General features: G+C 45.6%; 11 protein-coding genes and 1 pseudogene. 3 read left to right on the top strand and 9 right to left on the bottom strand.

Annotated elements, in window-relative coordinates; genetic code table 11:
* Positions 1 to 174, bottom strand: a 174-nt coding sequence (locus L5M29_RS19670) for a transposase (RefSeq protein ID WP_263148818.1), incomplete at its 3' end; no start/stop codon positions are given.
* A 75-nt stretch (positions 175 to 249) separates the two neighbouring features.
* On the opposite strand from L5M29_RS19670, the pseudogene L5M29_RS19665 reads away from it, so the two are divergent.
* Positions 250 to 531 (top strand): annotated as a pseudogene (locus L5M29_RS19665) (TorF family putative porin); the annotation flags it as partial.
* Between the two features lie 82 nt (positions 532 to 613).
* On the opposite strand, the gene nagP reads toward L5M29_RS19665, so the two are convergent.
* From nagP to L5M29_RS19625, 8 genes are all read right to left on the bottom strand, one after another.
* Entirely contained in the window at positions 614 to 1,912 is a 1,299-nt protein-coding gene (gene nagP / locus L5M29_RS19660; RefSeq protein WP_263169592.1) for an N-acetylglucosamine MFS transporter NagP, read from the bottom strand.
* Between the two features lie 328 nt (positions 1,913 to 2,240).
* On the bottom strand, positions 2,241 to 3,395 hold the full coding sequence (gene nagX, locus L5M29_RS19655; protein ID WP_263169589.1) for a transmembrane glucosamine N-acetyltransferase NagX: 1,155 nt from the start codon (positions 3,393 to 3,395) through the stop codon (positions 2,241 to 2,243).
* Positions 3,396 to 3,600: 205 nt separating this feature from the next.
* Positions 3,601 to 4,770 (bottom strand): N-acetylglucosamine-6-phosphate deacetylase, encoded by a 1,170-nt coding sequence (gene nagA / locus L5M29_RS19650; RefSeq protein ID WP_263169587.1) that lies wholly within the window; start codon positions 4,768 to 4,770, stop codon positions 3,601 to 3,603.
* 117 nt (positions 4,771 to 4,887) lie between these two features.
* Positions 4,888 to 5,886, bottom strand: coding sequence for a glucosamine-6-phosphate deaminase NagB-II (gene nagB-II, locus L5M29_RS19645; RefSeq protein ID WP_263169585.1), 999 nt, complete (start codon positions 5,884 to 5,886; stop codon positions 4,888 to 4,890).
* 17 nt (positions 5,887 to 5,903) lie between these two features.
* Entirely contained in the window at positions 5,904 to 6,839 is a 936-nt protein-coding gene (gene nagK, locus L5M29_RS19640; protein ID WP_263169584.1) for an N-acetylglucosamine kinase, read from the bottom strand.
* A 222-nt stretch (positions 6,840 to 7,061) separates the two neighbouring features.
* On the bottom strand, positions 7,062 to 9,860 hold the full coding sequence (locus L5M29_RS19635) for a family 20 glycosylhydrolase (protein WP_263169582.1): 2,799 nt from the start codon (positions 9,858 to 9,860) through the stop codon (positions 7,062 to 7,064).
* Positions 9,861 to 9,888: 28 nt separating this feature from the next.
* Complete coding sequence (locus tag L5M29_RS19630) at positions 9,889 to 11,376, bottom strand: methyl-accepting chemotaxis protein (protein WP_173246238.1); 1,488 nt, start codon at positions 11,374 to 11,376, stop codon at positions 9,889 to 9,891.
* Positions 11,376 to 12,392, bottom strand: coding sequence for a substrate-binding periplasmic protein (locus L5M29_RS19625; protein ID WP_263169578.1), 1,017 nt, complete (start codon positions 12,390 to 12,392; stop codon positions 11,376 to 11,378). Before L5M29_RS19625 ends, L5M29_RS19630 begins: the two co-directional genes overlap by 1 nt.
* A 487-nt stretch (positions 12,393 to 12,879) precedes the next feature.
* Here L5M29_RS19625 and L5M29_RS19620 point away from each other — a divergent pair, with 487 nt between their 5' ends.
* The gene (locus tag L5M29_RS19620) at positions 12,880 to 13,797 is read left to right on the top strand and encodes a sulfite exporter TauE/SafE family protein (protein WP_263169576.1); all 918 of its coding nucleotides are present in this window, start codon (positions 12,880 to 12,882) and stop codon (positions 13,795 to 13,797) included.
* A 14-nt stretch (positions 13,798 to 13,811) separates the two neighbouring features.
* A complete protein-coding gene (locus L5M29_RS19615) occupies positions 13,812 to 15,338 on the top strand; it encodes a tryptophan halogenase family protein (protein WP_263169574.1) in 1,527 nt (508 codons plus the stop codon).
* Positions 15,339 to 15,340 lie beyond the last annotated feature (2 nt).

The raw sequence follows: 15,340 nt of genomic DNA, 5'->3' as shown, positions 1-15,340 counted from the left end.
TGGTGTGCCACCCTGGCGTTCTAGTTTTAACTGTCTCACCCATTTATCCATAGTGGACTTACCTACGTTCATCGCCTTTGCAGCTTCGATGATGCTATGGTTTTTATCGAGGACTAATTGGGCTGCTTCAAGTTTGAATTCAGCACTAAATGTTTTTCTGGTTGTCGATCTCATGTGTTCACCTAAAGTCATCTACGAGGTAATAATATCACCTCTATTTAGGTGGCCAAAATTAGTGTGCCACTACAAACTGACTTAGATTATCACTATGGAGAACTAAACTACTCCTACGAATTTGTTGAAAACTGGAGTATCGATCTGCACTACGGCTATAACGTGGGTGATGCCTTAGATGATGGTGAAGGTTTTGATAGCTACTCAGATTACTCTGTTGGCGTATCGACCGAATTGGCAGGCTTTGGGCTTTCTCTCGCTTGGTTAGGCACAGATCTCAGCGGTGACCAAAAAGTCTCTGACGGTGCATTTAAAAACTCAGATACCGTGCTTGCGAGCGTAAGCTACGCGTTCTAATTTCGCCTTAGCTTGGTCCAACTAAGACACAAAAAAGCCCTCATCATCGAGGGCTTCTTTTTAGCTGTTCAAACAGACTTGACTACCAACTGCGCATCTTATGGCCTTTCACCGCGTAGAAAAGGATGAAAAAGTAGCATGGCAACATCACAATATAACCACCCTGCATGCCCATATCTGTCGCCGAACTCATTAAGCCCCAAGACACTGGACCAAAGGCGCCACCTGCAATCCCCATGATGAGAAGCGCAGAACCTGTACTGGTCAATTTCCCCATACCAGATAAAGCTAGTGGCCACACCGCAGGCCAAACAATCGCATTAGCTAAACCAAGAAAAGCAATCATCAACAAAGTATCGGGCAGTGCCACACCGCCAAAAGGCACTAACAAAACATTAGCAATAGCGTAGGAATTATTGTCGCCAAACAAAATACCGCATGTCAGTAACAAACCCAGAATAGCCGACACCATCAAAGCCTTAGGTTGTGAAATAAAACGAGGAATTAACAGGATACCTAAAGAATAACCCAGCACCATACACACCATAGTATAGGAAGTCATAACACCGTATGACTCTATGCCTAAAGACAAAGCAAATGTACCAATGGTATCGCCAGCAATAACCTCTACAGCAACATAAACAAACAGCGCTAACACGCCAAAGGCTAAGTTAGGGTGAGATAATGCCGCTTTAAGTTGCCCTTTATCCGTATTTTCAGCAGCTTCATCTTCATTCAACAACTCTGGCAAAGGTGATTTTTTTACCGCGAGCGCTAAGATACCGATAAAAATGGCCATGCCTAAATAGGGGAATACTAAACCGTCAGCCATTTCTTCAATTTGTACTTGAGTTAGCTCAGTACCAATACGGTCTTTAAAGCTGTCTAAAATCAACGCCGAAAACACCAAAGGCGCAATCACACCCGCACCTTTATTCAAAATACCCATCACACTGACACGGGCGGCCGCAGATTCTTCAGGCCCCAAACGCACCACATAAGGGTTAACCGCAGTTTGTAACAGGGTTTGGCCTGCACCCATCACTAATTGGGCGAAAAGGAATAGGGCAAATATTTGTGTTTCCGCAGCAGGGATAAACAGTAAGCCCGCCAACATCATCACGCCCATGCCTATCGCCATACCATTCTTATAGCCGACTTTGCGAATAAGCCAAGCGGATGGCAAGGCAGTAAAGGTCACGGCAATGTAAAAAGAAAACAGGATCAACGACGCTTGAAAGGGATTGAGTTGCAATATTTGTTTCAAATAAGGCATCAAAGAACCATTCAACCAAGTGGCGAATCCGAGGATGAAAAAGAGAGCGGCCACTATGGCCATGGGGAGAAAGCTGCTTTTCTGCTGGCTTTTATCGAGTGTCATTTCCATAAACCTGCTTCTTATAGTAATTAATTATTTAGGTGATAACGGGGTTTAAATTAATACCTAAGTTCCCGAATATCCGTATCGCGACTCGTCCGCAATGGCTAATGTTATCATCCAAACGCACCATTGTTTCAGTGATGTTAAAACAAATAACACAAAAAGACAACGCTGTCATTTAATAAATTCTCGCGAATATTCCCTCGTAATCATCGATTGGCCAACTGATAAGTTATAAGTAAGTGATGACTCACATCCAGAAAATAATGTAAAAAAAGCCGCAGACACTGAGTGTGTGCGACTTATCTCAAGCGATTAAGCAAACAGACTAAATCCTGACAAAAATATTGCGGCGATACATCCAATATAAAACCAGCCACTGCACCGCAAGCAAGCTGATAACCGCAGCTAACGCTTGAGCGCTTTCAGGCAAGGCCTGCACTAAGCCGCCAAACACACTTTGAGCAATATATTTCCAATCCACTAAGCTCGACGCTAAATAAATGATGATGGCGTTGGTGCCTATCACCACAAAGAAAAAGGCGGCTTTTTGCCACTTAAGCACATCGACTAAGGCATAGAACACTGCCAGCAGAATCATGCTCCAGCCCGACGTCACCAGCACAAATGAACTGGTCCACAGCTCTTTATTAACCGGAATGATAAGATCCAACAGCCAACCTAAGGCTAAGCAAACACCACCCGCAGCGGCAAGTAATCCCACTTTAGCCCAGTCACCTTTAGGGTGGGATTTAACAATAAAGTGGCCAACAAACACACCCGCTAACGCATTGACTATGGCGGGGATAGTCGACAGTAAACCTTCAGGATCGGGTGTACGTCCCTGATAGCTTATGCCGGGGAATAACATCGAATCGACATAGGCATTGATGGATTCCGTTGGCGAAAGCACGCCCGCCTGTCCACCGGGGAAAGGCAACCAAAGTTGCATTGCGCCATAACCGAGTAAAATGCCCAAGGCGACAATAACTTGCGTTCGTAAGCTCGTATGCCACACCAGTAATGCGGCAAAGAACCATGCAAAGGCGATTCGACCTAACACACTGGCATAGCGAATTTTTTCAGGATCGGCAGGCGCGCCCGTACCCCAACCGTGATTATATAAAATGCCCAGTAGCAGCAATAAAAAGAGTCGTTTAATCCCATGCCGATACACAGGTAATCGATCCTTCATCGGTAATTTATCTAAACGTTTGGGAGATAAACCTAAGGCCACACCAGAGAGGAAAATAAACAGCGGAAAAATCAAATCGTAGAAGTGAAAACCATGCCATTGGCTATGGTGCATTTGTTCATCGCCCCATTGCCAACCTGCCCAGCCCGTTAAAATAAGCAAGCCCCCAAACAGGGCCTCACCGCCCAAAATCCAAAACATATCGAAGCCGCGCAGTGCATCCAGAGACATCAACCTAGGTTTATTCACCTTTACTGGCACAATTGCATTTGTCTGTGTCGTCCCCATGCCATCATCCTTTATTATTGTTATTAAAAGCTTTTATAAAAGTTGAGCAAAACTAATACTGTACAAAACTAATACTGTACAAAACTAATACTGTACAAAACTAATACTGTTTAAAATGAGTGCTGTACAATAAAAAAACTTAGCCCCTGTCATCAAAATACGACAAGGGCCAATTGTTACACATCACCTAAACTGCGAAAGCGATTTAAGTACGTCCCCCTATTGCCTGGCCCGCATAAATTGGCCCTGAATAGACTGCCCGTCCCGCAATGTAGTTTGCCTGCACTTTGTTCTGCGCATCGAGCAAAACAAAATCAGCCCTATGTCCCAGTGCTAAACGGCCAGCTTTATGCTCAATCCCGAGGAACTGTGCGGGATATAACGCCGCCATTCTCAAGGCTTCCGCCAAAGGTAAACCTAACAAGTTCACCGTATTATTGACCGCAGTCGCCATATCGAGCACACAACCCGCCAGCTCACCGGTCACGGCATTTAATCTGTCGCCGACTCTCAGCACTTGCGTACCGAAGAGCTCGAAGCTAGTCTCACCGTCCATACCCACAGGCGGCATAGCATCGGTGACTAACATCATTTTGCCCCTAGGTTTTGCCCGTAGTGCGACCTTTGCCGCCACGGGATGCACATGGTGACCATCGACAATCAAACCACACCAAGCAGTTTCACTCTCAATCGCCGCGCCAACCATGCCCGGCTCGCGGGAACCTAGAGGAGACATCGCATTATAAAGATGAGTAAAGCCCGTCGCGCCTGCCGCTAATGCCGCAACCACAGTATCGTAGTCGGCATTAGAATGACCCAAACACACCTTAACTCCCGAGGCGACAAGCGTGCGGATCACCTCTGGTGACACATTCTCAGGCGCAAGCGTGACCACTTTAATCCCCAGATCTTGACGACAAAATACGGCGAGTTCCGCCTCTGTGATTTCGCGAATAAAGCCCTGTGGATGCACACCTTTTTTAGGTACAGATAAATGTGGCCCTTCAAAATGCACCCCTAAAACGCCAGCGCTACCTTTGACTAAAGCCTCAGCCACGGCATCGGCCGCATTGGCCATCACGCTGACATCATCGGTGATAAGTGTGGGTAAAAATCCTGTCGTGCCAAAACGCGCATGGGCACGGCCGATAGTCTCAATACAATCAACACTCGGATTGGCATTGAATAACGCCCCACCGCCGCCGTTCACTTGTACATCGATAAAACCAGGCACCAGCGTTCCGGCTTGGCGGATTTCCTTCGCGCCAACAACCGTATCAAACGCCAGAATGTGCCCGTCTTCAACAGTCACAGGCACATCTTGATGGAAATATTCACCATCAAAAATACGCTCAGCGATCAAGGTGATTTTCATCGCAAACCTCTTTCAATAAATAACGCGGTTAGCTTAAAGCTTAAATTAGTTTAACCGCGTGGCTTAGCTGCAGCTGTTTAATCGTGCAGCCTACCTAGACCTCTTAAACTTTGCCGCTTAAAGCGTTTGGGTCACTTTTTTAAGGCCAGCAGGTTGATCGGGATCGATACCGCGGGCAATCGCAACCGCAGCCACATCGATATAGAATCGTTGTAATAACGCTAACGGAGCAACACGAGGGTGAATGTCCGTCGAGGTTTGATTCAGATGCACTAAATCGGCGCCGCGTTGGCTCACGTTTTCAATTTGTTCAATATGGCTAGCGTAAGATTCATCGCCAATACACACATCGACGATAGTGAGTTTTTTCTCAACTAAAGTGACAGGGCCGTGGAGGAACTCTGCACTACTGAACGCTTCGGCATGGATTGAACACACTTCTTTTAGCTTAAGCGCGATTTCCTTGGATACCGCATAACCTAAACCACGGCCGAGTACGACTAAGTTCTTCACGTCGGCAACGGATTCTGGCGTGAGCTGCGGCTCAGCGTCCACCGCCGTTTGCAGCGCTTGGGGTAAAGACGCTACAGCGCGAGCGAGCGATTCGCTTTGAGTCCAGGCGGCGGCGAGTTGTAAAATCGCCGACAACGTTGCGAGATAACTCTTAGTCGCAGCAACCGCTTTTTCTTCACCTGCACGTAAAGGCACAACGACATCGACAATATCTTTAATAGGTGCACTTTCATCATTCACTAAGGCAACACAGAAAGCACCGGCATTTTTTGCCATACGCGCCTGCGCCAAAATATCAGGGCTACGGCCAGATTGTGAAATCACAATGACTAACGCGCCTTCGAGTTTCAAGGTTTTACCATACACACTCGCCACTGAAGGTGCGGCGGCGAAGGTCGGTACACCCGCTTCAATTTCAAATAAGTATTTAGCGAACACTCCCGCATGATCCGATGAGCCGCGACCTACTATCATCACAAAACGAGGGGCGAAGGCGCGCAGTTTCTCACCTAACTGCTGCATGATGTCAGCGTTAGCTTCTAATTGACCCGCAATTTTTTGCGGTGCAGTGCGTGCTTCTTGTTCCATAATAGTGTTTGTCATGTCTTTTACCTTCACGTTCAAATACAGGATTTGGCTTCAGTGCCTATGTGCACTGACAACGACTTATTAAATTCTTGCTGGGCGAAATACATAGCACCGAGTTCGGGTGGTGCTAAGGTCTCTGAAATTTTGGCAACCACATCAGTACCGAGCCAAGCTTGTAGAGGCTCTGCAAGACCACCGATCATAGAAAAACGCACCGGATTTAGGCTAAATAACTTACGCGCCATTTCGCTAATATAATCAGCACCTTCTTGTACTATCGCCGTCGCGACCGCGTCACCTTCATTGGCACAATCGAGTACGCTTCTGGCTAATGCGGCGTAGCAACTTGATGATTTACCCGCTAGATTTTCGACAATGCCGAGCGCATCGGTGACGTTAAAGTAGCTCAACAGCATGTCAGTTAATCGAGTTGGTACGGCAAAGCCATCGAGTGCTAACAGCACGTGTTCCGCAGCTTTTAATCCAAGCCAAGCACCGCTGCCCTTATCGCCCAATGCAAAACCATAACCACCAATACTCAAGCTGGTATCACCAACATGGGCATAACCGCAAGAGCCAGTACCCGTGATGATCACCGCGCCATCGGCACCGCGGTGGGCACCAATACAAGCCGTATGCAAATCAGTAGTGACATACATGGCTGCAAAAGGATGCTGCCAGTTGATAACATCTTGATATAACCTAGGGACATTTACGCCAGCAAGACCAAGACCCGCCACCAGCAAGTGACTATCGCTCTCATTCATGCCCGCATCCAGCAACGCCAGGCGAGTCGATGCTTCAATGGATTCAAATGTTTGTATGAGACCATGCAGTGGATTTGCGCGTCCAGCAACACCTGTCCCTAAAACGGTACCCTCTGCGCAGTAGATGGTGGCTCGGCATTTACTACCACCTCCATCTACACCTATAAACAGTTGTTGATCTTTTGTCTGGACTAACCCCATGACACCCCTCTTCACCTATCAATGCAGCGCTACCGTTGCTTATTATTTGCCGTTAATACAGCGCTCAACTTTAGTTAACTCAATGTTACAGCAAAAATGACAGCGTTGTCATTTACTTTTTAAGGCAATTCTTCATCTAAAATAAAATTTCGGAAATCACCGACATAGAAAAACAAAAAGGCTGTATTTTATCTTTAAAATACAGCTAGATATAAAAACGATTTAGTTAACGATTAAACTTCGGCCTTTACGAATACCATCGGCAGCTATGGCACGGACCTCTATCGGTGCAGTGACCGCCTGCCCCGCTTGATAAGCTTGCCATTGGCCATTGAGGCTTCGGTATTCAAGCTTGAGCCCAGGATAGGCGATATTGGCAAACAGCTTGCCCTCACGGATCTCGGCGCCGACCGTCGGTACGCGATAATCAATCCCCGCTTTATCTAGCTTAATAAACTCTTTATGACCTAAGGTATTCGCAAGTTGTTGCCAATCCTTTGCCTGTGCATTACGCATGGCTAAGGTAAAAGCGCCCGAGCTTTGATTATATACAGCGCCTTGATATTGATAAGGCACTTCCCATGCAGCTTGATGCCAAGCACGCTCAGCCAACATCAATAAACGCGGGAACACCATGTATTCGATCGTATCGTCACTGCGAATCGACTCACTCCAAACCTGCCCTTGCAAACCAGTAAAAGGTTTGCCTTTCTCCCTTGGACCCGAGATTTTTTTACCCGCCTCATCAAGTTTTATTCTGTCGTCCGCTTCAAACGGCTGATTTTGAATATCGGTCCATTGCTCGGCATTGGCGGCCAAGTTATCAGGCATAAAGCTAAAGACTTTATGGCTATTGGTCGCGCGGCTCGCCCAGTAATAACCATGCTCTTTAGGATCGGCCTCATAGGGGAAGTCAAAGTACAATACCTCAGGATTAGAGAGCACCGTTTCCCAGCCGAGATTCGCCTGCTGATTGGCGCGCGAATGACCTTTGTGGGCTATCACATCCCAAATATTAGACTGCACCTTAGCAGGCATATTTTCAGGGCGAACATGGCTCATACCATCGCTCCATCCTGCTGCTTCAATGCCTTTTGCCGCTAACATAGTCGAAATTCGTTCAATAAAATAAGCGCCTAAGTCATCTATCGACTTAACACCTTTATCGTTATTGGCGACAAATCCTAAACACTGCGGAGATTGTTTCCAAGCTCCCGCCGTTTCATCGGCACCAATGTGGTAACGCGTCAATGGTTGACCCGCGGCTTGGTGTAACTTGGCAATTTCATCAATCACTTTATCGACAAAGTGATAAGTCGATTCCATGCATACGTTAAGCGTGTTGTCGTCGTAATATTGCACTGAAGAATAAACTGTTTTGTCGTTTGCATCGGATAACAAATATTGCTCAGCTGCAGTGGTTTTCCCTTCAGCTTGCAATTGACGAGCGCCCGCATCTAACGATTTTACCGCTGCGCTAGCTTGATTTGCCGTCTCCTGCACAGGGACAACCTGCACTTTGCCCGTGTTTTTAAGCTCTACGTCTTCAGCCTGTAATCGACGAAAACGCGCATCCATCGCTTTAATCGCGGCGCGGCTGTGACCCGGCATATCCATCGATGGGATCACTTGAATTTGACGCGCCTCGGCATATTTCACTATGTCGATATAGTCTTGTTTAGTATAGAAACCATTAACGCTCGACTCCGCAAAAGGACCACTGCCCAGTTGTGGTAACAGACAGGTATTTTCAGCAAGATCATGACAACGTTTACTACCGATGTCGGTCAGCTCAGGTAGCCCGTCGATTTCGAGTCGCCAACCTTCATCGTCAGCCATGTGTAAATGCAGTTTATTGAGCTTATAAGCCGCCATTTGGTCGAGCAAATCCAGCAACAATTGTTTGCTGTGGAAATTACGTGCCACATCAATGTGCATACCACGAAACGGATAACGTGGGCTGTCTTCAATGGTCATCGCATTCACTTTCAGCGAATTCACATCCACAAGGCTTGCTAATGATGATAAACCGTAAGAGAAGCCCGCCGCATCATTGGCAGCAATCACAATTTCAGTTGGCTGAATATCTAAGCGATAACTGCCCTCATCCCCTTTTTGGCTGGCAAATTTCACCGTAATGCCACTCGCAGATTCAGCCACACCCAGGCGAGCTAAACGTACCACCGCCGCCGCAACTTGACGCTTTTGCTCTGGGTTATCATGCTGATATTCGAGCTTAATACCACCAGCAAGGGATACTGGTGTATCGGTTGAATGGATCTTCACCTTTTGTGGCGTTGGGATAATGGTATCCACAGCCAAGGCGGCATCTTCACTCACGCTTCGATTGGCTTTAAATAATTGCGCGGCATCGGCTGGCGCGAGTTTATCCGTTTCAGTGCGTTGATATTGGGTTTTAAAATTCGTAACCCCTTCAACATACGGACGCGTCTCTAAACCCGTTTCGGCATCTTTACCCACTTGAGTGCTGGCGATAATGACGGGCTCTAATCCTTTTGCTGCGAGGTAATAGTTTGGCATAGCGTCGGTTTCAGCCAATTGCCACGGCTCACCACGGAATGTCAGTTGCATTTTCTCGCCCTTAACAAATCCCTTAAAAGCGGCCGTTGGCGTAATACGATGTAAATCGCCTTTAACGTGCGTTATCGTCAACTCACCGCTTTCAACCGATTGCACTGGGCGCATTTGGCTTAAATAAATTTCCCAATCTTGGCTGGCTAAATCCATACCGGGCACGAAATCAATTTGAGCGACAAAACAGCGACCATCGGCTTTATCTTTTAAGCACTTATCGTCTGGCACATTGGTCACAACACGATAAGTTACGACTAACGAATCCCCGAGTTGTTGTAACTGCGCTTGAGTTAATGCGTCCTGAGCTTGCTGTGTTTGAGCTACAGCCTTATCGGCTGACGCTGCGGAAGGCGTCACAGGCGCCTCGGAACAGGCCGCTAATCCTAAAGCCAGTAAAATGGCGCTTGCTGAAAGTGTTTTATTCATGATTATCCTTATCTAGCTCCAGAAATGGCTATAATCTGAAGGAAGTTACTAACGTCCGCAGTCTTTCCCCTTGGTGAAACAGTCGCTCGCTCGAGTGCGCTAAGTGCTCGCTATCGAGTGAGGCTGAACCTGAGACATTGGCAAGATCATTTAACGTGCGAGAAATCGCTTCGGTGACGCAGGTTTGCTCCTGTGCCGCATGGGAAACTTCGATGTTCATATTACTGATATTTGAGACTAAATCAGTCACTTTAGTAAGCACTAACTTAATTTCTTCTGAGCGGTTAACGCCCTGAGTTGAGAGGGCTTGGCTCGCTTGCATCACAGTGACCGTTTCGGCCACTCGGCTCTGGACCTGCTGGATCATTTTCTGTATTTCACCAGTTGCCTGTTGGGTTCGGCTCGCCAAGGTGCGCACTTCGTCGGCCACCACAGCAAACCCGCGCCCTTGTTCACCCGCCCTCGCCGCTTCAATCGCAGCATTAAGCGCCAGTAAGTTGGTTTGTTCGGCAATACTGTTGATGACTACAACGACTTCATCAATCTTTTGCGTTTCTTGCTGTAACTGTGAAACAGACAGTGCCGAGCGGGCTAATTCAGATGCCAGTTTACGAGTAATGTCTAATCCCGAATCGAACTGCCGCTGGCTGTCATCGACCGCTTTATCGGCCTGACTCGCCGCATCCGCGGTGCGTTTCGCATTAATGGCGACTTCATTGGCACTGGCGCTCAGCTGAGTTACAGCCGTCACTGCCGCCTCGGTTTCTTTTAATTGGGTTTGCACACGATCATTGTTGGTTTGCGACAGTGAACCAAGCGCTTTGGCATCGCCCAGTAATTGCCCTGAGGTTTCGTGCACTCTGGAAATCGTGCCGTGAATTTGCTCAACAAAACCATTAAATGCCTTGGCAAGCTGACCAATCTCATCCTGACTCTCAACGGGTAATCTGTGGCATAAATCGCCGTCACCGCTGGCAATTTCTTCCATAGCACGGACCACATTCCCAAGTGGATTAATCACTAAACGTTTAAGAATAATGAAGATAACAAATAAACTGCCACCGAGAATTAACAACGCCTGCAAGAAATAACCTAAGAGTAAATCTGACAACTGAGCGCGAATAGGCAACATAGAAAACTGAATAGCCAATTGGCCCGTTGGGTTACCTTGCTCAGCAAATTGAATTTCACGTTTCACTAGATACTCATCGGCCACTGTTTGAGCCTGTTGACTCTCGGCTAACACTTTACCGCGATGGTCACTCACGACAATATGATAAATCTGCGCAGATTTAAGCATCACAGATAGCACTGCACGGATCTGCTCATAGTCGTAGGTGAAGATGGGCTGCGCCATGGTCACTTGTAAATTGGCGACGGTATTTTCTTCAAACTCAGTTTCACTGGCGGCCAATTTATCGCTCGCCAACCAGTAAGATGCACCGAACAGAACGCTAACAATCATAAAAATTGCTGCCGCTAATCCAATCTGTACTTTTAAGGCTAATGTTTTCATTATTTTGCACCTTGCATACTAAAAAGATCTAACCATAATTCTGTGCGTTCTATTGGTGTTAATGGACTTAAATCAGGTGTATCAAGACGGATAATCACCCGTTGTTCAAACTTAGCCTCACGATACAGTTGCTCAATTTTAAGCTCGCGATTAAACATCTCATCAAAAGAGCCGTCGCTTACCATACTTTCAAGCCCGGCTAAAATGGCCGCAGCAAGTTCGGGGCGCTTAGGGGAAACAAAGAAATAAGCTGGCGAACGATATTGCAGCAGGATATGGCTATCGACCTTAAGTGCGGGATCGGGGTGATTTTCGAGTTCTTCGCTAATTTCCTGGGCACCGAGGGCAAGATAATCGAAACGCCCGCCTTCTAACATGGGGTATAAATTGGTGTACTGATAGCTAGTGACGACGGGTAATCCATTGACTTCTAAAATCGTGGCATCGGGCCAATAACGATTTTGCCCCGCCTTTAACAGCCTAAAATCCGCCATGGTTTTCACATTAGCAAATCGTGCCTCATCCGATTTACGGATAATCAGCAGCCGATTACCGAGTAACCCTTTAAACAATGGAATGCGCACGGGAAGCACAGTTTCTTCCAATTCTTTTGAGGTCATGCTCCAAAACACGTCGACAGTCCCAGCGAGTGCTTCTTCAACCTTGCGCTTTTGATTCATTTGAGTCGACATTTCTTGCGCTTGATAACCCGAATCCGAGCGCCGCAGTGCTTCATCAAGTAACTTTAGCAACCATTCCTGCTGTATCGCGGTGGTGATTTTTTTTGAAACCTGTGCAGACGATTTAGACACATCAGAATTTGAAGCTAAATTGTTTGTGGCTGTGTCGGTAGCAAATACAGCAAAAGAGGAAAATGCCGAAAAAAACGCTAATGCCATTATAAACAGGGGTATGCAAACCGTTCTTTTTGTCATGATGAGTGCGGTGACATGGCCAATGACACTCGACATGCCAATTGCAATGACACGCATCGCAGCCGTTAAATGAATCGCCATAAATTGTAGCCTCTTTTATTATCTGGTTTATACCAGTGAGTTTTATTTATCTATGCCGCTAACGTTCAAGTGCTGAGGTAGGCAGTTGAGTAATACCGTAAAAACATCCTAAAAAAATGGCTGGGCACTGCTTACAGTACCCAGCCCACGCTAGTTTCTGGGGAGAGACTATCAAAGACAAACGTATCGCCGCCCGACAGCAATACTCCTGCCAAACACATGATAAGGAGACCTCATCCTCTCATGCAGACCTTACAAACAACGCGTCACACAAGCAGATGACAGCGTTGTCATTATTAAAGTACACAAGAAAGAACAGGATTTCTACATTTTTTTGACAATTATTGTTATTTTTTATGAATAGACATAATTAATGCAAATTATTCAAATACTTAAAATGTTTATTTTATTTATTCAAGCTTATGTGACAACGCTGTCTTTCATTGATAACATAGCGATAACATGACAAAGATCACGGTAGCTATTGATGAATCCCATTAACACACTTGTGCCCAATAATACCCAGCCTGCTCCGCGCTTAAATCGGTATTACCTAAACCTCAGTTTGGTATTACTACTCTGTGGAGCTTGGTTATTTTGGGCGAACCATTTTCATTCGCTATTTGATCTTATCCAAGAATATGGACGCTTCGTTTTTCTAGGCATCACAGGAGCGATATTTGCAAACTCGACAGGAGCTGGCGGTGGCGTCATCTTTATTCCGGTATTTTCGAGCCTCAACTTTAGTGAGTCTCAAAGTGTCTCGACTTCATTTATGATCCAATGCTTTGGCATGACAGCAGGCGCGATTTCATGGTCACTGCATTATAAAAAGCACCACCGAGAAGATGATGCCTGGTCTGGTTTTGTAAAAGCATCATTACTTGCAGCCTTCTTTTCTGTCTTAGGTTTCTGGAGTAGCCAATTACTACGACTCAATTCGCCCTCTTCGCTACACACCAGCTTTAGCATTTTCTCGATAGTGCTTGGTATCGCCATCATTATTAGTAGCAAAAAAAGCACACAAATCACTCGCTCTATAATGCCGGTCGATTTTCTTTGGCTCGCTCTCATTGGCTATTTCGGCGGTATTATCACAGCTTGGTTATCGGTAGGCGTCGGCGAATTAGTCGTCATTTATCTCATGATAAGGGGACTATGCGCCAAAATGGCGGTCGCCACTGGCGTTGTTGTTTCTGCGATTACAGTCTGGTCGGCAAGCCCTATCCATATTTTTTCAACAAATAGCCATGCCCTCTTTGAGCTAGTTTTATTCGCAGGTCCTGGCGCCATTATCGGAGGATTACTCGCTCGTAAATTAGCGCTCTTTCTCCCTGTAAAAGTATTAAAACTCTTTTTCTCCATTTGGATCATTTTGACGGGTAGCGTCATGTTAGCGAGTTAATAGGAAACATTAAGATGAATAATTCTCCGCTAAAAAGTATCACGATTGTCGGTGGCGGTAGCACAGGCTGGATGACGGCTCTCTACTTGAGTAAGTTATATAACCACTCATCTAATATCATAGATATTAGACTTATCGAAAGTAAAGAAATTGGTATTATTGGCGTTGGCGAAGCTACCGTTCATAGTCTTCGATTCTTCTTTGCAGCTATGGGATTAGATGAAAATGAGCTACTTAGAGAAACAAACGCAACATTAAAGACCGGCATATTATTTCGTAACTGGATGAAACCAGTCGATGGTAAAATGCATGAATATTTCCATCCATTTGAGCAACAAAAACCATCTGGAAAAATTGATAATGCAAGTGCTTGGATTTTAAATAATCAGATTAATGAATCAAACAGCACTTCCTTTGCTGAAGCAACAAGCCTTTCATTTAGCTTAATGCAAAATAACTTAAGCCCTAAAACGCAATACTTGAATCAATATCAAGGTATTGTCCCCTATGGTTACCACTTAGACGCGACACTTATGGCGACCTTTTTAAAGCGCAAAGCCACCCAAGCAGGGGTAGATCATGTTGAAGCAAATGTAACGGACGTTCTGGTTAATGATGGCAACATCATAGAGGTTGTAACTGACCAAGGCTCATTCAAGAGTGACATATTTATCGACTGTACAGGCTTTAAAGGGCTTTTAATTCAAAGCCTAAAGAATGATAACTGGCAATCATTCGAAACCGAATTACCTTGCAATAAAGCCGTTGCAATGCAGCGGGAATATCTGCCTCACCAGCTACCAAGAGCCTATACGACAGCAACAGCACTTAGTCATGGTTGGGCTTGGGAAATTGACCTAACGAATCGTCAAGGAACGGGTTATGTCTACGATGGACATAGTCTAACGAGGGAGCAAGCTGAGGCTGAATTAAAAGCTTATCTTGGCGATGAACAAGAGATCATAAGAACTGTTCACTTAGATATGAAGATAGGTTGTAGACGTGAATTTTGGGTTGGAAATTGTATTGCAATGGGGCTCGCAGGTGGATTTATTGAACCCTTAGAATCGACAGGCTTGCATCTTATAAACTTAGGAGCAAGATTGCTAGCGACGCATTTAACTTCATCTAATCCCTCCCAAGCGATAAGGACGTCATATAATATCGCAATGAACGGATTGTATACCGATCTTAGACAATTTATCGTACTTCATTACTGTTTAACTGATAGAGATGATAATGAATTCTGGCAAAAAGCTGCACAAAGCTCAGCATTCATACCTGCTCTAGAACAAAAAATGACACTATGGAAAGACAAGGTTTGTGAGTATGTCGATCTTGCCAATGGATATAGTTCAGTTTTTACAGATGAGAATTATCGCTACGTACTTTATGGTATGCAGCATATTCCTGAAATCCATATACCTTGTCCAAAAAATGAAATATCAAGAATACTCGACAACTTAAAAACACAACAGTTTAGAGCAAAAGAGCAATCTTTATCACATCAAGAATTCTTAGCGAAAATTAAAAATATTTAAAA

The organism is Shewanella sp. SM95, assembly GCF_025653595.1.
GTDB classification, from domain to species: Bacteria; Pseudomonadota; Gammaproteobacteria; order Enterobacterales; family Shewanellaceae; genus Shewanella; species Shewanella oncorhynchi.
Note: the sequence above shows the minus strand (reverse complement) of the source record. Positions and strands in the feature narration are given on the sequence as shown.